We start from the raw sequence: 22,142 nt of genomic DNA, 5'->3' as shown, positions 1-22,142 counted from the left end.
CGCTGGTAAGGGCCAACCCTACGCGACGTCCATGGCGTCCGAATGAGTGCGAGTTCGGGAACAATAATGGCAGACAGAACCCAGCTGAGAGTAGCCGACAACAACGACATCGCCGAAGATGATCCGTTCGCTGAACTGACCAGGATCATGGGTTTCGATCCGCGCCAGCCGGTCAAGCCGCAGGCGCCAGCCGTCGAGACGGCTGCGGACGAGGGCGATTTCGACATCGACCTCGAGAAGGAGTTGATGGGCGAATTCGGCGATGAAGTCGGTTCCATGGAGGCCAGCCAGCCAGCTCCCGAGGTTCACCAGCCTGCCGCTGAGCCCTACGAACCTGCTGCCGAGATTCGCGAGCCGGCTTTCGAAACCACCGATGCCGCGATGGACGATGCGCTGGCTGCTTCGCTGGAATATGATTTCGTCTTCGACGATGCCGCCGATCTGGATTTCGGCGCTGCCCCGCAGGCTGCGGCTGCTCCCGTTGAACCCTCGTTTGCCGAACCTTCGTTTGCCGAGCCCGCATTCGACGAAGCTGCATTCGACGATGATTTCGACAATGCCGTCGCCAGCTCGCTGGAAAACGTATCGCCGCTCGAAGACGACCTGCCGATGGATGATGACCTTGCCGCTTCGCTCGAGCAGGGGTTGCTGCTCGATGACGGCGCGACCGTCGCCCATGCCGCAGATGTCGCGCAGGTTGCTGCTGCGCCTGCCGACGATCTCGCGTTCGACGATGATTTCGACAATGCCGTCTCGATGTCGCTGGAAGACGAGCTGACGCTGGACGGTCCTGCGCCGGCGCAGGACCAGTATGCCGCGCCAGTAGCCGAGGCGCCGGTCGTCGGAGTCGCCGACCACACTGTTGCCGACGAGGATTTTGCGGGTCATTTCGATGACGCGATGGCCGATGTCGACATGGACTTTGCGGCCCAGGATTTTGCAGACCAGGATTTTGCGGCGGAGGATTTCGAGCCTCGGGCTTTCGAGGCTCAGCCTGTTGAGGCCGAGGATCCGGAAGAGAGCGATCTGCAGGTCAGCGCGCCGGTTGAGATGGATGCGCCGGAAGTGGACGAGACGCCGGCCTGGACCGTGGAGGCCAGCCCCTCTCATGAGACTGCGCACGAAGCATTCGACGATTTCGATCTGAGCATCGATGATGCGCTTGCCGATCACGAGCCGGTGGCCGAGACCGCACCCGCTCCGGTTCAGCTAGCTCCGGTCGCACCAGCCTATGTGGCGCCTACCAATATGGCGACCCCGGCCGCTCCGGTCGCTGACGAACGGACGTTGGAAGATGAACTCAACGCGCTGCTTGGCGCCATGACCACACCACGCCCGGCGCCAGTCGCGCCGATTCCGGTCGTCACCGAGCCCACCAGGGCTGCCGCCATCGAGCCCACCAGGACTTATGAGCCGGTTGCCCCGGTGCAGCAGTCCGTCGCGACGCCGGTCGCTCCGGTCGATAATCTCGACTGGGACCTGGACGAACACGCGCCGGCTCCTCAGGAGGCCCAGGCGAACGATTCCGATTTCGACGATCTGCTTGCCGGCGAACTTGAGGGCCATGAGCCGAGATCGAGTTCAATGATCACGCCTTCGATGCGGCGCTCGCCAAGGGCATCGATCTCGGTAAGGACACGGCAGCACCGGTCGCTGGCGACTGGCGCTCGACGCCGCCGGAGCCGGCGCGTTCGTGGAGCCGCGTGACTCCCACCCCGGCCCAGCCTTCCTTTGCAGCGCAGCCGCAACCTTCTTTTGCAGCGCAGCCGCAAGCTTCTTTTGCAGAAAAGCCGTCCATGCCGCCGGCGGCAGCGCCAAGCTATCGCGACCAGCCGGTTGCCGCTGCTGCCTATGTGGCGCCGACGCCATCGCGCCAGGCGCCGCCTCAGGCCTATGACGAGATGCCGGATGTCGAGACGGTCGATGTGCCGGAGCGTGTGGTGGCGATTGCCGACGACCTCGACATTCCAGAACTCAGCTTCGAGCAAGACGAGCCGGCCGCCTATGACGACATCGACGCCGAATTCGCCGGCATGCTCAACGACATGAACGCGGTGGAAGTGGCGCCGCCCACTGCCGCACGCAGTGCCGGCTATGATGACGATTCCTACAGTTCCGGCTTCAGTTCGGGCCACGAGCTCGACCAGCGCGCCTATGCGGCGCGGCCAGCCGAAGTGCTTGCAGCCACGCAAGCTCACCACGCCGATGCCGCCGGCGGCTTCGACATGGACGATCTGCCCGGCAGCCAGCCGGTTTCGCAGGCCGACGATTTCGCGGTCGACGAACTCGACTACGATCCGGATCTGGACGAGGCAATGGCGGTGCCGGGCCTCGCCGAGCAGGAAGCCGCACGGCCGCGCAGGAGCGGCCTGCTGGTCGCGGGGGTCGTTGCTGCGGTTGCGATTGCCGGCGGCCTTGGCGCCTTCGCCTTGTCGTTCGGCGGCAAGGGCGGCAGCGATGCGCCGGTCATTGTCAAAGCCGACAACAGGCCGATCAAGGTCAAGCCCGAAATCCGGGCGGCGCCGTGGTGCCGAACCAGGACAACAAGGTTTATGATGCGGTCGCCAAGGGCACCAAGCCGGCCGAGCCGGTTCAGGAGAAGCTGGTCACCAACACCGAAGAGCCGGTCGATGTGAAGGCGCAGGAGCCTGAAAGCCGCGTCGTCGATCTGTCGCCCGACGATACCGACGCTGCCCAGGCCCCGACGCTGCCGGCAACCCCGAAGCTGCCGTCAACCCCGACGCGGCTGTCGCGCCGGCGCCAAAGTCCGAGGACCGCATCGCTCAGGTGCTGCAGGAAGCCGACAAGAACCCCGATACGGTCGCCGTTGCCCCGCGCAAGGTGCGGACCATGGTGGTCAAGCCCGACGGCTCGTTGGTGGCCCGCGAGGACTCGACGCCGGCCGCGCCACAGGTTGCGGCGACTGAGCCGCTTGACCCGGCGCCGCAGCACGTCGCCCCTTCGGCCGATGCCGAGCAGACCGGCACCGTGGCGCCTGCCGATCAGGCAAATAGCGACCAGGCAAGTGCCGAGACCGCCAAGCCGGTCAAGCCGGTGAAGCCGGCGGCCACGCCGAAGTCTGAGACCCAGTCCGCCAACACGCCGCAGACGGTTGCCGTAGCGCCGCAGCGCCCGTCCGACCAGCCGGTCGACGTGGTCGGCGAGGTCAAGCCCGACCAGGTTGCCTCCATCCCGGCGACGGCTTCGACATCGGGCGGTTCGTGGTCGATGCAGATCGCTTCGCAGCCGACGGTCGAAAGCGCCCAGGCCAACTACGCCGACCTGCAGCGCCGCTATGGAAATGTGCTCGCCGGTCGCACCGCCAACATCGTCAAGGCGGAGATCGCCGGCAAGGGCACCTTCTACCGTGTCCGGGTGCCTGCGCAATCGCGCAACGATGCGATCAATCTGTGCACCAGCTACAAGGCTGCCGGCGGCAACTGCTTCGTGTCTCGGTAAGGCCGGATCCAATTATCAGAGCCGGTGCGTTCCCAAGGGTCGCGCCGGCTTTTTCATGTGGATGGGCGAGAGGTTGAGGCGCTTGCCGTCCGGGGAGATTCCCTTTGCCGGCGCGAAGCCCTAAACTGGTGGAATGACCGAATCAAAATCCATGATCCTCGGCTGTGCCGGGAAATCGCTGACCCGCGAAGAAATCCGTTTCTATCGCAATGAATGCCCGTGGGGCTTCATCCTGTTTGCGCGCAACATCGGCGAAACCGAGCAGATCCGCGATCTGGTCGCCGAAATGCGCGACTGTATCGGGCGCCCCGATGCGCTGGTGTTCATCGACCAGGAAGGTGGCCGGGTGCAGCGCCTGCGGCCCCCGCTGGCGCCGAACTATCCCGCCGGCGGCGCGCTCGGTGCATTGTGGCGCAAGGACCATGATGCCGGCACCCGCGCTGCCTGGCTGATGGCGCGGCTGCACGCCTTCGACCTGTTACGCTACGGTATCTCTGCCGATTGCCTGCCGGTGCTGGACGTGCCGATCGAGGGCGCCAGCGACGTCATCGGCGCGCGCGCCTATGGCAAGGAGCCGCGCCCGGTCATCGAACTTGGCCGCGCGGCGGCGGAAGGGCTGATGTCGGGCGGCGTGCTGCCGGTCATGAAGCACATTCCGGGTCACGGGCGCGCCTTTGCCGACACGCATTTCGAACTGCCTGTGGTCGATGCCTCGCTGAGCGACCTGCAGCGGCATGATTTCGCCCCGTTCCGCGAGCTTAGCCATCTGCCGATGGCGATGACGGCGCATGTCGTCTACAGCGCCATCGATCCGAACAACCCAGCGACCACCTCAGGCAAGGTCATCGACGAGATCATCCGCCGCGAGATCGGCTTCGACGGGCTGTTGATGAGCGATGACACCTCGATGAAGGCACTTTCTGGGGATTTCCCGACAAAGGCGGCCTCGATCCTTGCGGCGGGCTGCGATCTGGTCCTTCACTGCAATGGCGTTTTCGAGGAGATGGCGGGCATCGCATCGCGAACCACGGGACTTGAAGGGACGTCGCTGGAGCGCGCCAAGCGGGCGCTGACCTATATAAGGGATCGCGACCGGGCCGACGAAACCGAGATACGCGCTGAGTTTGCCACCTATTTCGATGCGGTGGCCTAGAGACGGATGATTTCAGGTCTGTTCGACCTGAAATCTGAATCCGTCTCTAAATTAGATAGAGAGAGCATGATGTCGTCCGAAAACCGCTTCACACTTTTCGGCATCATGCTCTAACCAGAGGTAAAGGAACAAGTGGCGGAGACATTGGACAGCAAGGCTGCGAAGGCCGCACCGATGGACCGTCTGTGGGCCGAGAACGACGATTCACGGGTCACCGGCGACCCGTCGCTTGTCGTCGACGTCGCCGGGTTCGAAGGTCCGCTCGACCTCTTGCTGCATCTCGCCCGCAACCAAAAGGTCGATCTGTCGCGGATTTCCATCTTGGCGCTGGTCGAGCAGTATCTGACCTTCGTCGAGACGGCGAGGGCGCTAAGGCTTGAGCTTGCCGCCGACTACCTGGTGATGGCGGCGTGGCTGGCCTTCCTCAAGTCGAAGCTCCTCATCCCAAGCAGCCCGGCGAGGAAGGCGAAAGCGGCGAGGAACTGGCCGCGGTGCTGCAGTTCCGGCTGAAGCGTCTGGAGGCCATGCGCGACGCCTCGGCAAGGCTGGTCAACCGCAACCGGCTCGGCCGCGACGTGTTTGCACGCGGCATGCCTGAAATGGTCATCGTCGAGAAGCGTAACGCCTATTCGGCCTCGCTCTACGATTTGCTCACCGCCTATGCGCAGCAGCGCCAGAAACAGGCGATCACCAATGTGACAATTGCCCGGCGTGGCGTGTGGTCGCTCAAGGATGCGCGCGATATCCTGACCCGGCTGATCGGCTCGCTGCGCGACTGGACGGCGCTGGACAGCTATCTGATCAATTACCTGACCAGCCCGGACGAACGGCGTACCGCGATTGCCAGCTCGTTCGCGGCGTCGCTGGAACTGGTGCGCGAAGGCAGCATCGAGATGCGACAGGACCAGGTGTTCGCGCCGCTCTATCTGCGCGGCCGCGCGCAACCAATCAAGGCAGTCGAGGTGGCATCATGAGCGAACGCGCCAACGCTTCGGTCATTCCGTTCAAGGTCGAAGAAGAGACCGAGGAGGGCATTATCGCCCAGGACCCGACTGATACCCTGCTTCTGAATCCTGGCGAACGGCTGCATATGGCCGAAGCCATACGCATGGCCGAGGCGATCGTGTTCGCCAGCGCCGAGCCGGTCAGCGAAAAGCAGCTCGCAGCCAGATTGCCGATGGCATCAGCATTGCCGCTGCCATGGCTGAGCTGCAGCAGATCTATGCGCGGCGCGGCGTCAATCTGGTTCGGGTCGGCGATGCCTGGGCGTTCCGTACCGCCGGCGATCTCGCCTTCCTGATGAGCCGCGACACGGTGCAGCAGCGCAAGCTGTCGCGCGCCGCGCTCGAAGTGCTGGCGATCATCGCCTACCACCAGCCGGTGACGCGCGCCGAGATCGAGGACATCAGAGGCGTCGAGACCTCGAAGGGCACGCTGGATACGCTGCTCGAAACGGAATGGGTGCGCATGCGCGGCCGCCGCCGCACGCCCGGCCGTCCCGTCACCTACGGCACGACAGACACTTTCCTCGACCATTTCGCACTGGAGGAGATCCGCGATCTTCCCGGGATGGACGAACTGAAGGGGGCAGGGCTGCTCTCCGGCCGCATGCCGTCGAATTTCGCCATCCCGTTGCCGCCGGCCGATCCGGACGCGCTGACCGAGGACGAGGATGCGTTGACCGACATCGATCTCGAGGAACTCGGCCTGCTGACGCCGCGCGTCACGGAAGATTGACCGCAAGCCGCTGTCAAAAAGCTGCATTGCTGCGGTAGATGCGCCGATTGGTAGCGGGCAGCTTTGCCGAAAATGCGTGACATAAGCCGCGCCTTCATAAACTTTGTCGCTGTTGTGTTTGAATCCCAACGCGAAAACGCATAGATCATCGCCAGGGAAAACATTCGAGAGAGAGTTACAATGGGTTCATTTTCGATTTGGCACTGGATGATCGTGCTGGTGATCGTGCTGCTGGTGTTCGGCCGCGGCAAGATACCCGAGCTGATGGGCGACATGGCCAAGGGCATCAAGAGCTTCAAGAAGGGCATGGCCGATGACGATACCGCCGAAGACAAGCGCACCGTCGAGCACCGCCCGGACGAGACCGTTTCGGCAGTGAAGGAAAAGGCCAGCAAGAGCTGAGCCGAAGGTTGTTGCTTTTGTGCAAGTCGTTGTCCCAAAACCGCTTCGCACTTTTGGGCGACAAGCACTAGTCGGAACTGATTGCCATGTTTGAAGTCGGCTGGACCGAAATGCTGGTGATCGCGATCGTCATGATCGTGGTCGTCGGACCCAAGGATTTGCCCAATATGCTGCGCACCTTCGGCCGCACGACGGCGAAGCTGCGTGCCATGGCCTCTGACTTCCAGAAGCAGTTCAACGAGGCGTTGAAGGAAGCCGAGCTCGACGACGTCAAGAAGTCGGTCGATACGCTGCGCGGCCTCAATCCGGCGGCCGAGATCCGCAAGCAGCTCAATCCGTTCGAACAGGCGGCAGCAGAGGTTCGCTCCGGCGTCGATGCGGTGATTAAGCCGAAGCCCGCCGTCGACCCCGCAACGCCGGCGGCAGAAACACCACAGGCGGCCGAGCCGCTCAAGAACGGCGCGACGGTGATGCCCGGCGTCAACGGACCGGAAACAGCGCCGGCGGCGCCGATCCTTCCGGCGATGACCGACGAGGCGGTGGTGACACCGGCTGCAGCAACAGCAGCGCCACGAAACGCGCGCGCCAAGGGAGCTGCGATATCAAAGGCCCCGGCAACCAAAACAGCGGCAGCCAAGGCAGCACCGGCAAAGCCGGCGCCTGCGGCGAAGGTTGCGGCCAAGCCGTCAGCGGCGCCCGCCAAGGCTGCACCCGGAAAAGCCGCCACCAAGCCGGCTGCTGCACCGAAGGCAGTCACAAAGGCTGAGCCGAAGCCTGCGCCGGCCACGAAGCCCGCGTCCAAGAAGACGGCGGGGGCCGCCAAGTGAGCATTACGGACAGCGAAAAGGACGAGATCGAGAAGTCGTCGGCTCCGCTGATGGAGCATCTGATCGAACTGCGCCGGCGGCTGATCTGGTCGATCGGCGGTTTCTTCGTCGCCTTCCTCGTCTGCTTCTTCTTTGCCAAGAAGCTGTTCAATCTTTTGGTCGTTCCGTTCAAGTGGGCCACGCAGTGGGCCGGGCTCGATCCGCACAAGGTCGAGCTGATCTATACGGCGCCGCAGGAATTCTTCTTCACCCAGGTCAAGCTCGCCATGTTCGGCGGCATGGTCATCGCCTTTCCGCTGATCGCCACGCAGATCTACAAATTCATCGCGCCAGGCCTCTACAAGAACGAACGCAACGCGTTCCTGCCGTTCCTTATCGCATCGCCGATCCTGTTCCTGATGGGAGCGTCGCTGGTCTATTTCTTCTTCACGCCGATGGTGATGTGGTTCTTCCTCGCCATGCAGCAGGCCGGCACCGACGATCAGGTGCAGATTTCGCTGCTGCCGAAAGTGTCGGAATATCTCAGCCTGATCATGACGCTGATCTTCTCCTTCGGCCTGGTGTTCCAGCTGCCGGTGGTGACCAGCCTGATGACGCGCGTCGGCATGCTGTCGTCGAAGGCGCTGGCCGAGAAGCGCAAATGGGCGATCGTCATCGCCTTCGTCGTCGCGGCGGTGCTGACGCCGCCTGATCCGATGAGCCAGATCGGTTTGGCCATCCCGACCATCCTGCTCTACGAGGTGTCGATCTGGGCGGCCCGGCTGATCGAGCGCGATCAGGTCAAGCAGAAGCTGGCGCGCGAGAAGCAGGAAGCCGCCGAAGCCGTGGCCGAAAAGGCGGCGGACGCGTCCTCAAAGCAGGCTCGTTCATAGGCTGTCGCGTTCGGGTATCCGCGTTAGCGGAAAAACGCGACAGCCGCCATCTTGCATCGATGAAGGATGCGGTTTACGCCCTCAGGCCTTAGCTCGAGGACGACCAACCATGCTTGATATCAAATGGATTCGCGACAACCCGAAGGCCCTTGTCGAAGCGCTGGCCAAGCGCTCGTGGTCGGCTGACGAGGCGCAGTCCACGGTCGATGAGCTGATCAAGAAGGACGAAGCGCGGCGCGAGCACGTCACCGAGCTGCAGACCAAGCAGGAACGCCGCAACGCCGCCTCGAAGGAGATCGGCAACGCCATGCGTTCGGGCGACACGGCACTTGCCGAAAAGCTCAAGGCCGAAGTCGGCGATATCAAGACCTTCATCCAGAATGGCGAGGCGCGCGAGCGCGAGCTCGACAAGACGCTGAACGATGCGCTGGCGGTGCTGCCGAATGTGCCGCTCGACGACGTGCCGGTCGGCAAGGACGAGCACGACAATGTCGTCAAGCATATCGTCGGCGAGGTGCCGACTCGGCCGAACTGGGTGAAGGAGCATTTCGAGATCGGCGAAGCGCTCGGCATGATGGATTTCGAGCGGGCGGCAAAGCTGTCGGGATCACGCTTCACCGTGCTGAAGAGCGGGCTGGCGCGGATGGAGCGCGCCATCGGCCAGTTCATGCTCGATCTGCACACGACCGAGCATGGCTATGAAGAAGTCATCCCGCCACTGATGGTGCGCGACGAAGTGCTTTTCGGGACCAACCAGCTGCCGAAATTCGAGGACGACCTGTTCTTCGTGCAGCATGGCGATGGCCGGCTCGGGTTGATTCCAACCGCCGAGGTCCCGCTCACCAACCTGGTGCGCGAAGAAATCACGGCCCATGAAAAGCTGCCGCTGCGCTATACGGCGCTGACGCCGTGCTTCCGCTCGGAAGCGGGCTCCGCCGGCCGCGACACGCGCGGCATGTTGCGCCAGCACCAGTTCTACAAGGTCGAGCTGGTCTCGGTCACCGACCAGGAGTCTTCGCTCGCCGAGCACGAGCGGATGACGCAGTGCGCCGAAGAGGTGCTGAAGCGACTGGAGCTGCCGTTCCGCACCATGGTCCTGTGCACGGGCGACATGGGGTTTGGCGCGCGCAAGACCTACGACATCGAGGTCTGGCTGCCTGGACAGAACGCCTATCGCGAGATCTCGTCCTGTTCAGTGTGCGGCGACTTCCAGGCCAGGCGCATGGATGCCCGCTACAAGGACAGGGACGGCAACGGCAACCGCTTTGTGCACACGCTGAACGGTTCGGGCACCGCTGTCGGCCGTGCGCTGATTGCCGTCATCGAAAACTATCAGAATGAGGATGGCAGCGTAACCATTCCTGAAGTGCTGCGGCCTTATATGGGCGGTCTGGCGAAGATCGAATCGAAGTAATGCGCATCCTTCTGACCAATGATGACGGCATTCATGCCGAGGGCCTGGCGTCGCTCGAACGCATCGCCCGCACGCTGTCGGACGATGTCTGGGTCGTGGCGCCGGAGCAGGACCAGTCCGGCTACGCGCACTCGCTGTCGATCTCGGAGCCGCTCCGGCTGCGCAAGATCGGCGAGAAACACTACGCCGTGCGCGGCACGCCGACCGACTGCGTCATCATGGGCGTCAAGAAGATCCTGCCTGGCGCGCCGGACCTGATCCTGTCCGGTGTCAATTCCGGCGCCAACATCGCTGACGACGTCACCTATTCCGGCACCGTCGCCGGCGCCATGGAAGGCGCGCTGCTCGGCATCCGCTCGATCGCACTCAGCCAGGGTTATTCCTATGTCGGCGAGGACCGCGTCGTTCCCTATGAGACCACCGAGGCGCTGGCGCCGGCGTTGCTGAAAAAGCTCGTCGCCATGCCGCTGCCGGACGGCGTGCTGCTCAACGTCAACTTTCCCAACTGCCTCCCTGACGAGGTTGCCGGCACCGTCGTGACGTCGCAGGGCAAGCTGGTGCACAGCCTTTGGGTCGACGAGCGCCGCGACGGGCGCGGCCTGCCTTATTACTGGCTGCGCTTCGGCCGCGAGCCGGTCGAGGGCAAGCAGGGCACCGATCTCCATGCTCTGCGCAACCGGCTCGTGTCTGTGACGCCGCTGCAGCTTGACCTCACCGCGCATGAAATCCGTGACCAACTGACCAAGGCGCTGTCTGAATAAGGTGTTCGCATGAAGAAGGTTCTGGCATGAACTTGCCGCTCGACGATCGCGAGGGTTTTGCCGCTTTCCTGCTGCGCCTGCGCGGCCAAGGCGCGGTGCCGAAGGCGCTGATCGCAGCCTTCGAGGCGACGCCGCGGCGCGGCTTCCTCAACGGCCAGTTCCATTCCATCGCCTGGTCGGACGGCATGCTGCCGATCGAATGCGGCGAGGCGATCGAGGGCGCCGATCTGCAGGCGGCGGTGATTGCGGCCCTGGCAATAGAGCCCGGCAACCGGGTGCTGGAGATCGGCACCGGCTCGGGCTACACGGCAGCGGTGATGTCGCGGCTCGCGGCGCGCATCGTCAGCGTCGACCGCTACAAAACGCTGGCCGAGCAGGCCAGGCAACGCTTCGAGGCGCTCGGCATCGGCAATGTCATCGTGCGCCAGGCCGACGGTTCCAACGGGCTTGCCAACGAAGCGCCGTTCGACCGCATCGTAGCCTGGGCGGCTTTCGACAGCCTGCCGCGCTTCCTGCTCGACCAATTGTCGAGCGGCGGCATCGTCATTGCCCCGATCGGGCCGGAGGAGGGCGAGCAGGTGCTGGCCAAGCTGACCAAGGTCGGCAGCCGCTTCGAGCGCGAGGATATCGGCACCGTGCGCCTGCAGCCGATCCTGCGCAGCGTCGCGGCGGTTATTTAGGTGCGCTGACATTCAGGTGAGGCCGGCCTGCAAATGGCAGGTTCCTGCGCTTCCGGTGCTCACATGTTTGAGTACGCTCCGCTCCGGCCTTCGCCGGTCGAAGCCGTCATAAATGCCTCCGCTCTATGAAGGCTACGGCCGGCGTAGGCCGGTTCTCAGAACCTGTCATTTTCGACTCGGCCTGACCTGAATCTCAACGCACCTTCGGCGCGTTCGAAAATGTTTTAAGAAAATTTGCGTCTGATTCTATGGGGTTAACCCGCCAGTAACATTAACGCGCTTTAATCATGACCAGTGTGTACCGGGTCTGTGCGGGTTAGTGCGATGCAATTCAGTGTTTTGAAGGCAAACGGGCGTACTCTGTCGCGGGGCTGCGCTGTCCTCATGCTAGCCGGAGTGGCGGCGGGGTGTAGCTCCCAAGTCTCGCGGTTCAACGGTGTCGACGACGTCTTCACCTCCTCGACCAACAATCAGCGCGCCATCATCGACAAGCAGAGCACCGCTCAGCCCTATCCGGGCGATGTGGCGGCCGAGCCGATCGCTGCGGCACCTGTCGATGGCAGCCATAACCAGTCGGTCAGCCGCTCCAGCCTGGAGCCGGTCACCGTCCAGCAGCTGCCGCCGCCGAGCGCGCCCAAAGCTGCTCCGATGCGTACCGCTTCCGCGCCGGCGCTTGCACCGGCACCGCATGTCGACAGAACGACTACCGGCACCGTCCAGCCGGCGAGGCCGTTCAAGAATGCCGGTGACTCCGATCCGAAACCAGTTGCGGCTGGTACGCCGCATGCGACCGAGATCGTGGTCAGCGACGGCGAGACCATTTCCGGCATCGCTCATCGCTATCATGTGCCCGCCGACGTGATCATGAAGGTCAACGGCTTGAGCGCCACCAAGGGGCTGAAGACCGGTCAGAAACTGGTCATCCCGGCCTATGCCTATTCAAGCAAGGGGGCAGAGCCGAAACTTGCCGACGGCAAGCCGGCAAACAGCCCCAAGGCGCCAGCGCCGGAAAAGGTCGCCGTGCTGCCGCAGCAGCCGAAACTCAAGGACGGCAAGTCCGCCGCGCAGGTTGACGCTTCGGCAGCGAACAAGCCGAAGACCGACAAGCCGGCGCAGACGGCCTCGGCCGCGCCAAAGGCCGGCGCGGGCACCTACACGGTCCAGTCGGGCGACACCATGTCCTCCATCGCCAGGAAGACCGGCGTTGGCGTCGTGGCGCTGAAGCAGGCGAACGGCATGCAGGACGGCCTGCTCAAGATCGGCCAGACGCTGAAGGTTCCGGCAGGTGGCACCGCAACGGTCGCCAGCGCCAAGCCGGCCAAAGTTGATCCGGTGACGACCGCGACCACCCAACCGGCGGCAAAGCCGACGGAGACACTCGCCACCTACACGCCGCCGAAGAAGGACGCCAAGGTTATCCAGCAGGCCGAGGACGACGATGCTGTTGCGCCCGATGCCACCGGCATCGGCAAGATGCGTTGGCCGGTGCGTGGCCGCGTCATCTCCAATTTTGGTGGCGGCAAGGATGGTGTCGACATCGCCGTGCCTGAGGGGACGCCGGTCAAGGCGGCCGAAAACGGCGTGGTCATCTATGCCGGCGACGGCCTCAAGGAATTCGGCAATACGGTTCTGGTGCGCCACGAAAACGGGCTGGTCACCGTCTATGGTCACGCCAGGTCGATCGAGGTGCAGCGCGGCCAGAAGGTCAAGCGCGGCCAGGAAATCGCGCTGTCGGGCATGAGCGGGACCACCGACTCGCCGAAACTGCACTTCGAAGTGCGCAAGAACTCGGCCCCGGTCGACCCCTCTGGCTATCTCGAATAGAACAATAAACGTTTTGCAGGCCGTCTGACCTCCAGTCCGGCCCGCCGGCTCAGCCCGCTCCGCAAGGGGCGGGCTTTTTCAGTGACCTGACGGAAATCAATCAGTCGTTCAGCGGCTTGCCGAGCCGGCCGGCCAGATCCTGGGTGAACTGCCAGGCGACGCGGCCCGAGCGGCTGCCGCGCGTCGTTGCCCATTCCAGCGCCTCGGCGCGCAGCTGCTCCGGGTCGATAGTGAGCCCGTGATGGCTGGCATAGCTGTTGACCATGTCGAGATATTCGTCCTGCGAACATTTGTGGAAGCCGAGCCACAGGCCGAAACGGTCGGACAGCGAAACCTTTTCCTCGACCGCCTCGGACGGGTTGATGGCGGTCGAGCGCTCATTGTCGATCATGTCGCGCGGCAACAGGTGCCGGCGGTTCGACGTGGCGTAGAAGATGACATTGGCCGGGCGGCCCTCGACGCCGCCTTCAAGGGCTGCCTTCAGCGACTTGTAGGAGGTGTCGTCATGGTCGAAGGAGAGGTCGTCGCAAAACAGGATGAAGCGAAACGGCGCCGCCTTCAGCAGGCCCATCAGCCTGGGCAGCGTGTCGATATCCTCGCGATGGATCTCGATCAGCTTGAGCGGCAGGTCGGATTTGGCCTGGGCGTTGATCTGCGCATGCACGGCCTTGACCAGCGAGGATTTGCCCATGCCGCGCGCACCCCACAACAACACATTGTTGGCGGCATGGCCGGCGGCGAAGCGTTCCGTGTTTTCGACCAGAATGTCGCGCACGCGGTCGACGCCGCGGATCAGGCCGATGTCGACGCGGTTGACCTTGCGCACCGGCTCGAGATAGCCGGGGTCGGCCTGCCAGACGAAGCAATCGGCAACCGCAAGATCGGTTTGCGGCACCGGCGGCGGGGCGAGGCGGGTGACCGCCTCGATCAGGCGGTCGAGCTTTTGGTTCAGGGCCTCGATGGTGCTGTCGGTCATGTCTCGTCTTTTATGTTTCCGCACGAACGTGCGTAGGGGCCGAAATCGTCTTGATCCGGGCGAGATAGAAACTGGTTCCAAGCTTTTGTTTGGGCATGATCTTTTGCGAAAACCACGCCCGTATTCCGGGAGCATGCTCTAACACGGGTCAACCGGCCGGAAAAGCAGCTGAAAGCCCGGCCGCGCAGTTGCATTGGTAACTTTACCCACTATATTCCGGCCAAATTTGGCGAGGCCGCCCTACGGCCTTCTTCGTAACCAGGAGTTCTTGATGTTCGTCACACCGGCATACGCCCAAGCTACCGGAACTCCGCTTGGTCCGTTCGGGGATATCGGCATGATACTCCCGTTCGTTCTGATCTTCGTGATCATGTATTTCCTCATCATCCGGCCGCAGCGCGCCCAGTTGAAGAAGCGCCAGGAGATGATCTCGGCCGTGCGCCGTGGCGACACGGTCATCACCGGCGGCGGCTTCGTCGGCAAGGTGACCAAGGTGATCGACGACAATGAGCTTGAGATCGACCTTGGCGGCGGCACCAAGGTGACGGCGCTGCGCTCGACGATCGCCGATGTTCGGGTCAAGGGCGAGCCGGTGGCCAACCAGAACGCCAAGAAGTAAGCCAGTTTCCCAAGCGGAGCGATCCGCGGGCAGAGCTCTGACAAAAGACGGCGTATGGTCCATTTTTCGCGCCTGAAAATGATCCTGATCTGGCTTGCTATGGCCACAATGCTCGTCGACGCGCCCAGTCTTCACGCTGCCGGCGCGGACGTGCTGCTTCGATTGGACGCGACCGATGTGATCGATCGCCGGTTGGAGGCGACGCGTGACGAAATCAGGACGCTGCTGCGCGATGCAAGGATCGGCTATACTGGTCTTGCTAATTCGGGTCGGGCCGTTCAGGTGCATATCACCGACGCCGCTCAGGTCGGCGCGGCCAAGATGGCATTGGAGGCGGTGACTGATCCTGTCCTTGGCAGCGCTGGTCCGGTCCAGGAAGTGATCCTGGATGATACCGGAGCAGCGTTGCTCAAGTTCACGGTAACAGACACAGGTATCAAGTATCGGATGTCGATCGCGCTTGCGCAGTCGATCGTGGTCATTAAGAATCGCCTGCGTGATCTTGGTGTAGCCGACCCAGTAGTGCGGCCAGAGGGCGAAGACGGTATGCTGGTCCGGACCTCGGGCGTTGCGGATTTGCAAAGGCTGAGGAGAATTCTCACCCGAACCGGAATGCTGACTTTTCAGTGGGTTGATGAGTCGATGCCGGTCGCTGATGCGATCAATGGCCGGACGCCCGCTGGCTCGGTGGTGGTTTATTCGAAGGACGATCCACCGGTTCCCTATCTGGTTGAGAGCCGAACGATCGTTTCCAGTGACGACATTGTCAATGCTCAGGCGACTCCCAACTCCGTCACAAATGAGCCGGCGGTTTCGTTCACCTTCGATTCCAGGGCAACGGCACGCGTTGCGCAGGCGACCTCGCAGAATGTCGGCAAGCTATTTGCGATGATCCTCGACAACCAAGTGCTTTCGGTGCCAGTCGTCCGCGAGCCAATTCTTAACGGCCGCGGCCAGATATCGGGCAACCTTACAAAGGAGAACGCCGATGATCTGGCCTTGCTTTTGCGTTCCGGACCGATGCCTGCACAATTGAAAATAGTCGAGTAGCGCACGATAGCGCCCGGCGGTGATCAGAATTAGAATGGAACCGACAGAGGCGATTGACGCCGAAACCGCTGCCGGCGGCAGCGCCAAATTGACCTCAGCGCGCTCGACAATCGGCGAAGTGCGGGTTAAGGGCGAGCCGGTGGCAAATAAGAACGCCAAGAAATAACCGAATTGTCGGCGGAACGATCCGCCAGTACGCCCTGACGGACAACGCCATATGCTGTATTTTTCGCGCCTGAAGATGATCCTGATCTGGATCGCCGTGGCCGTCACATTCATCCTTGCCGCGCCAAATCTCTTCCCGGCCAGCACATTGGCGCAATTGCCCAACTGGGTGCCGAAGCGGCAGATGACGCTTGGTCTCGATCTGCAGGGCGGTTCGCACATCCTCTTGCAGATGGACCAGAACGACCTGGTCAAGGCGCAGCTGGAAACGACGCGCGACGAGATCCGCACGCTGCTGCGCGATGCCAAGGTGGGCTATACCGGCCTTGGCGGCACCGGCAGGACCGTACAAGTGCGCATCACCGATCCAACCCAGATCGATGCCGCCAAGGCGGCGCTTAAGCCGCTGACCGATCCGGTCGCCGCCGGCCTGTTCACCGGTGGCTCCATCCAGGAGATGTCCCTGGATGATTCCGAAGCCGGGCTGCTCAAATTCACCGTCACCGACGCCGGCATCAAATACCGCACCTCGGCCGCATTGGCGCAGTCGATCGAAGTCGTCGAGCGTCGCGTCAACGAACTCGGCACCACCGAGCCGATCGTGCAGCGGCAGGGCGACGACCGTGTACTCGTCCAGGTGCCGGGCCTGCAGGATCCGCAAAGGCTGAAGGAGATCATCGGCCAGACCGCCAAGATGACCTTCCAGATGGTTGATACCTCGATGTCGGTGCAGGATGCGCTGAACGGCCGCCCGCCGGCAGGCTCCTCGGTGCTTTATTCGCAGGACGATCCGCCGGTTCCGTATCTGGTGGAAAATCGCGTCATCGTGTCCGGTGAAGATCTTGCCAAGGCGACGGCAACCTATGATTCCCGAAACAACGAGCCGGTGGTTTCGTTCGTCTTCAACTCGCGCGGTGCGACACGATTCGGCCAGGCGACGCAGCAGAATGTCGGCAAGCCGTTCGCCATCATCCTCGACAATCAGGTGATTTCGGCGCCGGTGATCCGCGAACCGATCCTCGGCGGCAGCGGCCAGATCTCAGGCAATTTCACCGCCGAAAGCGCCAACGACCTCGCCGTGCTGCTGCGCGCCGGCGCGCTGCCGGCAAAGCTGACCGTGATCGAAGAACGCACCGTCGGCCCGGGCCTCGGCCAGGATTCGATCCATGCCGGCAAGGTCGCCGGCATCATCGGCTCCATTCTCGTCGTCGCCTTCATGTTCGTCGCCTACGGACTTCTCGGCTTCCTCGCCAACATTGCGCTCGCCGTGCACGTGGCGATGATCGTCGGGGTCTTGTCGCTGCTTGGCGCGACACTGACCTTGCCCGGCATTGCCGGTATCGTGCTGACCATCGGCATGGCGGTCGATTCCAACGTGCTGATCTATGAGCGTATCCGAGAGGAGCGACGGGCCGGCCGTTCGGTCATCCAGTCGATCGACACAGGCTTCACCAAGGCGTTGGCGACCATCGTGGATTCCAACGTGACGTCGCTGATTGCCACGGTCGTGCTGTTCTATCTCGGCACCGGACCGGTCAAGGGCTTCGCCATCACCTATGCCATCGGCATTTTGACCACGGTGTTCACCGCCTTCACCTTCACCCGTCTGCTGGTGTCGATCTGGCTGCGCCGTGCGCGTCCGAAGGAATTGCCGCGTGCGCCGGTGACCTTCGTTCCGGCCGGCACGAAAATCCCGTTCATGGGCATCCGCCGCTGGACGTTCGCACTGTCCAGCCTGCTGTCGATCGCGTCGGTTATCGGATTCCTGACCATCGACATCAACTACGGCATCGACTTCAAGGGCGGCTCGATCATCGAGGTGCAGTCCAAGCAAGGCGACGCCGATATTGGCGATATCAGAAGCCGGCTGTCGGAGCTCAATATCGGTGAAGTGCAGGTCCAGCAATTCGGCGCGCCGAATGACGTGCTGATCCGCGTTGGCACCCAGGATGGCGGTGAGAACGCCGAGCAGACCGTCATCGACAAGGTGCGCGGCGAGCTGCAGGACAATTACGATTTCCGCCGCGTCGAGGTGGTGGGTCCCACCGTTTCGGGCGAACTGGCCAAGCAAGGCACGATTGCGATGATCATCGCGCTGATCGGCATCCTGGTCTATGTCTGGTTCCGCTTCGAATGGCAGTTCGCGGTCGGCGCAATCGTGGCGACGGTGCACGATGTGGTGATGACGCTGGGCTTCTTCGTCATCACCGGGCTCGAGTTCAACCAGTCTTCGCTGGCGGCGATCCTGACCATTATCGGCTATTCGCTCAACGACACGATCGTCGTCTATGACCGTGTTCGAGAAGATTTGCGAAAATACAAACGAATGCCGCTCCCACAATTGTTGAACAACGCCATCAACGAGACGCTGTCGAGAACGACGCTGACTTCGGTGACGACCATCCTGGCGCTGCTGGCGCTCGTGTTGTTCGGCGGCGAGGTGATCCGCTCGTTCACCATGGCGATGCTGTTCGGCGTCGTCTTCGGCACCTATTCGTCGATCTTCATCGCAGCGCCCTTGCTGATCCTGTTCAGGCTCAGGCCGCAGGGAGCGAGCGCCGATGAGGAGAAGCCGGTTGGTGGCGGCAAGGCCATGGCGACCTGACGGCTGCGCTGGTGGCAAAAGGCATCGTCATCCGCGAGGCGCATTTCCCCGGACGGGCGCCGATCGAAGCCTACGGCAATGGCGGCTTCCGCTTCGCCGACATGTCGCATCGCGGCTCGCTTCTTTGCCTGCCCTCCGGCATCCATGGCTGGGAGCCGGCCGATCCGCTGGCCCTGACGGCGGCGGATTTCGACCTGCTGCTGGCTGAGGCCGGCAAGGTCGAGATCCTGCTGGTCGGTACAGGCAAGGATTTGCGGCCCTTGCCGACAGCACTTCGGGCGGCGCTGAAAGCGGCTGGCATTGGCTCCGACCCGATGTCTACGGGGGCAGCGGTGCGGACCTACAATGTTCTGCTTGCCGAAGACCGCGCCGTGGCCGCGGCGCTCATCGCCGTCGACTGACGTGACCGATACAGCTGACATCGTCATGGAGACGGTGCGCGCCGGCGACCATGACCGCTATGTCAGCGCACTCTATGCACCGGCCAACAAGCGCGCGGCGCTGTTTTCGCTTTACGCCTTCAATGCCGAGATTGCGTCTGTCCGAGACCGCATCCACGAGGCATTGCCGGGCGAAGTGAGGCTGCAATGGTGGCGCGATGTCATCGCTGCTGAAGCCGCAGCCACAGGCAACCCGCTCGCCGATGCGCTGAAGGCGACGATTTCTGCCCATGGCCTGCCCAAAACTGCCTTCGACAACATGCTCGAGGCCCGCATCTTCGACCTCTATGACGATCCGATGCCGTCGCGCACCGATCTCGAGGGATATTGCGGCGAGACGGCGGCCGCGCTGATCCAGCTGGCGGCGATGGTGCTCGATCCCAATCAGGCGCCGCGCTTTGCCGAACTGGCGGGCAGGGCCGGCTGCGCCCAGGCGATGACCGGCCTGTTGCTGCTGTTGCCGCTGCATCGCCGACGCGGGCAATGCTTCGTGCCGGCGGATATCCTTGCAGCGGCCGGCTCGTCGCCGGAGGAGTTCGTCAGCGGCGACGGCGGCCCCGGCGCTCAGCGCGCGGTGGCTGCGATGATTGCATTGGCGCAGGAGCATCTCCGCGCTTTCGAGCAAGGGGCGTCCGCACTTCCGGAAACGCTGCGTCCGGCGTTCCTGCCGCTGGCGCTGACCAGCGCCTATCTCGGCAAGATGGCCAATGGCCGCTCGCCGCTTGGTGGCGCAGCCCGGCTTTCGGCTCTGCGCCGGCATTGGCTGTTGCTCAGGCGCGCAACGCGGGGTTGGCCAGCGAGTTGACGTAAACGTCAATCGCGTTAGGACTCTGAGACTTGGCTATTCAGCAGCTTCCGATGTTTGCGCCGGCAGCCCTAGCCACTCCCGACAATCTGCCCGCGCGCGTGAGGTGATCGCGTGGCGCTTGGCCACCGTCTTGTCCTTGCCGCGCAGGCGTTTGCCTTCGGTCTTCGGTGCTTCCACCGGCGGGAACAGGCCGAAATTGACGTTCATCGGCTGGAACGAGCGTTTGCCCGGCTCGTCGTCGGAAACGATGTGGCCGCCGGTGATGTGGTTGAGCAAGGCGCCGAAGGCGGTGGTGAGCGGTGGCAGCGATGGCGCGTGGCCGAGCCGCTCGGCGGCGGCGAAGCGGCCGGCGAGCAGGCCGATCGCCGCGCTCTCGACATAGCCCTCGCAGCCGGTGATCTGGCCGGCAAAGCGCAGGCCCGGCCGCGACTTCAGCTGCAGCGAGGCGTCGAGCAAGGTCGGCGAATTGATGTAGGTGTTGCGGTGCAGGCCGCCGAGACGGGCGAACTCGGCGTTTTCCAGGCCCGGAATGGTGCGGAAGACGCGCACCTGCTCGGCATGCTTCAGCTTGGTCTGGAAACCGACCATGTTGTAGAGCGTTCCCAGCGCATTGTCCTGGCGCAGCTGCACCACGGCATAGGCTTTTACCGTCGGATTGTGGGCATTGGTCAGCCCCATCGGCTTCATCGGCCCGTAGCGCAGCGTCTCGACGCCGCGCTCGGCCATGATTTCGATCGGCAGGCAGCCGTCGAAATAGGGCGTGCCTTCCCACTGCTTGAATTCGGTCTTCTGGCCGTCGACCAGCGCCTGTACGAAGGCGAGATACTGGTCCTTGTCCATCGGGCAATTGATGTAGTCCTTGCCGGTGCCGCCGGGCCCAACCTTGTCGTAGCGCGACTGGAACCAGCAGGTGTCCATGTCGATCGTGTCGAAATGGATGATCGGGGCGATGGCGTCGAAGAAGGCCAGCGCGTCGGCGCCGGTTGCCTCGGCGATCGACTGGGCGAGCGACGGCGCGGTCAACGGGCCGGTGGCGATGATCGCCTGGTCCCATTCCGCCGGCGGCAAGCCCGGCACTTCCTCCCGCTCGATGGTGATCAGCGGGTGCGTTTCGAGCCTTTTCGTCACCGCGTCGGAGAAGCCGTCGCGATCGACGGCCAGCGCGCCGCCGGCCGGCACCTGGTTGGCGTCGCCGGCGCTCATGATCAGCGAGCCGGCCAGTCGCATTTCGGTATGCAGCAGGCCGACGGCATTGTTCTCGGCATCGTCGGAGCGGAAGGAATTGGAACAGACGAGTTCGGCCAGCCCATCGGTCTTGTGCGCATCGGTGCCGCGCACTGGGCGCATCTCATGCAAAATGACGGGAACGCCGGCTTGTGCTGCCTGCCATGCGGCTTCGGAGCCGGCGAGGCCGCCGCCGACGATGTGGATAGGATTTTTGCTCATGAGCGCCGGAATAATCGCTTGGCGCGCCGTTTGCAATTGGCCGGTGCGAGCGTGGGTCATTGTCGTGCAACGACGGAGCTCGACTTTCTTATGTCCGCGGCGACGCTCTGATGGCGGCGTAAAGCGCCTCGATCGACTGCATGCGCAATTGAAAAGCCTGCCCAAAAACAACAACACCCGCCGCGGGAGGAGGTGCGGCGGGTGTCGTTTTTGGGGCCGATCCTCGGGAGGAGGTGGGGATCGGCCGTATTCGTCATCGCCGGGGAGGAGGTCGGCTTTGACGAAATTCTTTTCGCCGGATCGAGGGAGGCGAAATCCCTGGAAGGCGAACTGCGTTCACTTTGGAGACGAACTGCGTTCGGTTTGGAAACAGCGCCCGCCGCGGGAGGAGGTGCGGCGGGCGCCGTTTTGGTGGTCAACCCTCGGGAGGAGGTGAAGGCTGACCGTATCCGTCAGGGTCGGGGAGGAGGTCGACCCTGGCGAAATTCTGGTTAGATCGTCGCCCTGCGGGCGATGATCTTGATCTCGTCGCGGACGATGCCGAGATCATGGAGCTGACGGTTCGAAAGGCGACCCAGCTCGGTAACGGTGTCGCGGTAAACGCGCCAGTTACGATAGTTGCGGATCAGGTTCATTGTCGTTCTCTTTTTCAAAACTGGTTCGGACCATTTGCGATCCGAAGAGGATTAGACCGCCTTGCGGGCGACGTAGTGGATGTCGCTGCGGCTGATGCCGAGGTCGGTCAGTTCACGGTTCGACAGGCGGCTCAGCTCGGAGACGGTGTCCCGGTAGCGGCGCCAGTTGCGGTAGTTGCGGATCAGGTTCATGGTAGTGCTCGTTTCGTCTTTCTTCGGATCATTCCGTTTGTGTACGAACAGTAAATAGGCTGGGTTATATCGATTTA

Annotated in this window: 20 protein-coding genes and 2 pseudogenes; 18 read left to right on the top strand and 4 right to left on the bottom strand. The window is 63.1% G+C overall.

Annotated elements, in window-relative coordinates; translation table 11 throughout:
* The first annotated feature begins 66 nt into the window (after positions 1 to 66).
* The 13 genes and pseudogenes from NLY44_RS10035 (at position 67) to NLY44_RS09975 (ending at position 13,129) form a co-directional block, all read left to right on the top strand.
* On the top strand, positions 67 to 1,707 hold the full coding sequence (locus NLY44_RS10035; RefSeq protein ID WP_286457083.1) for a hypothetical protein: 1,641 nt from the start codon (positions 67 to 69) through the stop codon (positions 1,705 to 1,707).
* A gap of 89 nt (positions 1,708 to 1,796) precedes the next feature.
* Positions 1,797 to 2,636, top strand: a complete 840-nt coding sequence (locus NLY44_RS10030; RefSeq protein ID WP_286457081.1) for a hypothetical protein — start codon at positions 1,797 to 1,799, stop codon at positions 2,634 to 2,636.
* Positions 2,637 to 2,787: 151 nt separating this feature from the next.
* Complete coding sequence (locus tag NLY44_RS10025) at positions 2,788 to 3,459, top strand: SPOR domain-containing protein (protein WP_286457079.1); 672 nt, start codon at positions 2,788 to 2,790, stop codon at positions 3,457 to 3,459.
* A gap of 133 nt (positions 3,460 to 3,592) precedes the next feature.
* Entirely contained in the window at positions 3,593 to 4,612 is a 1,020-nt protein-coding gene (gene nagZ / locus NLY44_RS10020; RefSeq protein ID WP_023681654.1) for a beta-N-acetylhexosaminidase, read from the top strand.
* Positions 4,613 to 4,786: 174 nt separating this feature from the next.
* A pseudogene (locus NLY44_RS10015) lies at positions 4,787 to 5,586 on the top strand (segregation and condensation protein A).
* Positions 5,583 to 6,349 (top strand): annotated as a pseudogene (gene scpB, locus NLY44_RS10010) (SMC-Scp complex subunit ScpB). Before NLY44_RS10015 ends, scpB begins: the two co-directional pseudogenes overlap by 4 nt.
* A 180-nt stretch (positions 6,350 to 6,529) precedes the next feature.
* Positions 6,530 to 6,751, top strand: a complete 222-nt coding sequence (locus tag NLY44_RS10005) for a twin-arginine translocase TatA/TatE family subunit (protein WP_023681650.1) — start codon at positions 6,530 to 6,532, stop codon at positions 6,749 to 6,751.
* Positions 6,752 to 6,837: 86 nt separating this feature from the next.
* Positions 6,838 to 7,578: a Sec-independent protein translocase protein TatB gene (tatB, locus tag NLY44_RS10000; RefSeq protein WP_023805339.1), complete on the top strand. Its 741-nt coding sequence runs from the start codon at positions 6,838 to 6,840 to the stop codon at positions 7,576 to 7,578.
* On the top strand, positions 7,575 to 8,450 hold the full coding sequence (gene tatC, locus NLY44_RS09995; protein ID WP_023667686.1) for a twin-arginine translocase subunit TatC: 876 nt from the start codon (positions 7,575 to 7,577) through the stop codon (positions 8,448 to 8,450). Before tatB ends, tatC begins: the two co-directional genes overlap by 4 nt.
* A gap of 109 nt (positions 8,451 to 8,559) precedes the next feature.
* Complete coding sequence (gene serS / locus NLY44_RS09990) at positions 8,560 to 9,864, top strand: serine--tRNA ligase (protein ID WP_023706002.1); 1,305 nt, start codon at positions 8,560 to 8,562, stop codon at positions 9,862 to 9,864.
* Positions 9,864 to 10,625 carry a 5'/3'-nucleotidase SurE gene (gene surE / locus NLY44_RS09985; RefSeq protein ID WP_023710683.1) on the top strand — a complete coding sequence of 254 codons (762 nt, stop codon included), beginning with the start codon at positions 9,864 to 9,866 and terminating at the stop codon, positions 10,623 to 10,625. The genes serS and surE overlap by 1 nt, the downstream gene beginning before the upstream one ends.
* Positions 10,626 to 10,651: 26 nt before the next feature.
* A complete protein-coding gene (locus NLY44_RS09980) occupies positions 10,652 to 11,305 on the top strand; it encodes a protein-L-isoaspartate(D-aspartate) O-methyltransferase (RefSeq protein ID WP_023667683.1) in 654 nt (217 codons plus the stop codon).
* Positions 11,306 to 11,629: 324 nt separating this feature from the next.
* The gene (locus NLY44_RS09975) at positions 11,630 to 13,129 is read left to right on the top strand and encodes a peptidoglycan DD-metalloendopeptidase family protein (protein WP_023753361.1); all 1,500 of its coding nucleotides are present in this window, start codon (positions 11,630 to 11,632) and stop codon (positions 13,127 to 13,129) included.
* Positions 13,130 to 13,229: 100 nt separating this feature from the next.
* Here NLY44_RS09975 and NLY44_RS09970 read toward each other — a convergent pair whose 3' ends face one another.
* Positions 13,230 to 14,105 carry an ATP-binding protein gene (locus NLY44_RS09970; RefSeq protein ID WP_023688224.1) on the bottom strand — a complete coding sequence of 292 codons (876 nt, stop codon included), beginning with the start codon at positions 14,103 to 14,105 and terminating at the stop codon, positions 13,230 to 13,232.
* Positions 14,106 to 14,376: 271 nt separating this feature from the next.
* On the opposite strand from NLY44_RS09970, the gene yajC reads away from it, so the two are divergent.
* From yajC to NLY44_RS09945, 5 genes are all read left to right on the top strand, one after another.
* On the top strand, positions 14,377 to 14,724 hold the full coding sequence (gene yajC / locus NLY44_RS09965) for a preprotein translocase subunit YajC (protein WP_023667680.1): 348 nt from the start codon (positions 14,377 to 14,379) through the stop codon (positions 14,722 to 14,724).
* 54 nt (positions 14,725 to 14,778) lie between these two features.
* On the top strand, positions 14,779 to 15,774 hold the full coding sequence (locus NLY44_RS09960) for a SecDF P1 head subdomain-containing protein (protein ID WP_031201800.1): 996 nt from the start codon (positions 14,779 to 14,781) through the stop codon (positions 15,772 to 15,774).
* 217 nt (positions 15,775 to 15,991) lie between these two features.
* Positions 15,992 to 18,544: a protein translocase subunit SecDF gene (gene secDF / locus NLY44_RS09955; RefSeq protein ID WP_023667677.1), complete on the top strand. Its 2,553-nt coding sequence runs from the start codon at positions 15,992 to 15,994 to the stop codon at positions 18,542 to 18,544.
* An 11-nt stretch (positions 18,545 to 18,555) separates the two neighbouring features.
* Positions 18,556 to 18,945, top strand: a complete 390-nt coding sequence (locus NLY44_RS09950) for an Mth938-like domain-containing protein (protein ID WP_023688226.1) — start codon at positions 18,556 to 18,558, stop codon at positions 18,943 to 18,945.
* Between the two features lie 25 nt (positions 18,946 to 18,970).
* Positions 18,971 to 19,789 (top strand): phytoene/squalene synthase family protein, encoded by an 819-nt coding sequence (locus tag NLY44_RS09945; protein ID WP_023751547.1) that lies wholly within the window; start codon positions 18,971 to 18,973, stop codon positions 19,787 to 19,789.
* A 36-nt stretch (positions 19,790 to 19,825) separates the two neighbouring features.
* On the opposite strand, the gene trmFO is transcribed toward NLY44_RS09945, so the two are convergent.
* From trmFO to NLY44_RS09930, 3 genes are all read right to left on the bottom strand, one after another.
* A complete protein-coding gene (gene trmFO / locus NLY44_RS09940) occupies positions 19,826 to 21,238 on the bottom strand; it encodes a methylenetetrahydrofolate--tRNA-(uracil(54)-C(5))-methyltransferase (FADH(2)-oxidizing) TrmFO (RefSeq protein WP_023751546.1) in 1,413 nt (470 codons plus the stop codon).
* A 491-nt stretch (positions 21,239 to 21,729) separates the two neighbouring features.
* Entirely contained in the window at positions 21,730 to 21,873 is a 144-nt protein-coding gene (locus NLY44_RS09935; protein WP_023667673.1) for a DUF1127 domain-containing protein, read from the bottom strand.
* A 51-nt stretch (positions 21,874 to 21,924) separates the two neighbouring features.
* Positions 21,925 to 22,065, bottom strand: coding sequence for a DUF1127 domain-containing protein (locus tag NLY44_RS09930; protein WP_006335194.1), 141 nt, complete (start codon positions 22,063 to 22,065; stop codon positions 21,925 to 21,927).
* Between the last annotated feature and the right edge of the window lie 77 nt (positions 22,066 to 22,142).

This window comes from Mesorhizobium sp. C089B, from assembly GCF_030323125.1.
Classification (GTDB): domain Bacteria; phylum Pseudomonadota; class Alphaproteobacteria; order Rhizobiales; family Rhizobiaceae; genus Mesorhizobium.
This window is presented reverse-complemented; position numbering and strand designations above follow the sequence as displayed.

Coding starts and splice junctions, on each gene's coding strand:
- NLY44_RS09960 (WP_031201800.1), top strand. CDS start 14,779: ATGGTCCATTTTTCGCGCCTGAAAATGATCCTGATCTGGCTTGCTATG.
- serS (WP_023706002.1), top strand. CDS start 8,560: ATGCTTGATATCAAATGGATTCGCGACAACCCGAAGGCCCTTGTCGAA.
- NLY44_RS10005 (WP_023681650.1), top strand. CDS start 6,530: ATGGGTTCATTTTCGATTTGGCACTGGATGATCGTGCTGGTGATCGTG.
- nagZ (WP_023681654.1), top strand. CDS start 3,593: ATGACCGAATCAAAATCCATGATCCTCGGCTGTGCCGGGAAATCGCTG.
- tatB (WP_023805339.1), top strand. CDS start 6,838: ATGTTTGAAGTCGGCTGGACCGAAATGCTGGTGATCGCGATCGTCATG.
- surE (WP_023710683.1), top strand. CDS start 9,864: ATGCGCATCCTTCTGACCAATGATGACGGCATTCATGCCGAGGGCCTG.
- NLY44_RS09945 (WP_023751547.1), top strand. CDS start 18,971: ATGGAGACGGTGCGCGCCGGCGACCATGACCGCTATGTCAGCGCACTC.
- NLY44_RS09975 (WP_023753361.1), top strand. CDS start 11,630: ATGCAATTCAGTGTTTTGAAGGCAAACGGGCGTACTCTGTCGCGGGGC.
- NLY44_RS09930 (WP_006335194.1), bottom strand. CDS start 22,065: ATGAACCTGATCCGCAACTACCGCAACTGGCGCCGCTACCGGGACACC.
- NLY44_RS09935 (WP_023667673.1), bottom strand. CDS start 21,873: ATGAACCTGATCCGCAACTATCGTAACTGGCGCGTTTACCGCGACACC.
- NLY44_RS10035 (WP_286457083.1), top strand. CDS start 67: ATGGCAGACAGAACCCAGCTGAGAGTAGCCGACAACAACGACATCGCC.
- NLY44_RS09970 (WP_023688224.1), bottom strand. CDS start 14,105: ATGACCGACAGCACCATCGAGGCCCTGAACCAAAAGCTCGACCGCCTG.
- NLY44_RS09980 (WP_023667683.1), top strand. CDS start 10,652: ATGAACTTGCCGCTCGACGATCGCGAGGGTTTTGCCGCTTTCCTGCTG.
- yajC (WP_023667680.1), top strand. CDS start 14,377: ATGTTCGTCACACCGGCATACGCCCAAGCTACCGGAACTCCGCTTGGT.
- secDF (WP_023667677.1), top strand. CDS start 15,992: ATGCTGTATTTTTCGCGCCTGAAGATGATCCTGATCTGGATCGCCGTG.
- trmFO (WP_023751546.1), bottom strand. CDS start 21,238: ATGAGCAAAAATCCTATCCACATCGTCGGCGGCGGCCTCGCCGGCTCC.
- NLY44_RS10030 (WP_286457081.1), top strand. CDS start 1,797: ATGCCGCCGGCGGCAGCGCCAAGCTATCGCGACCAGCCGGTTGCCGCT.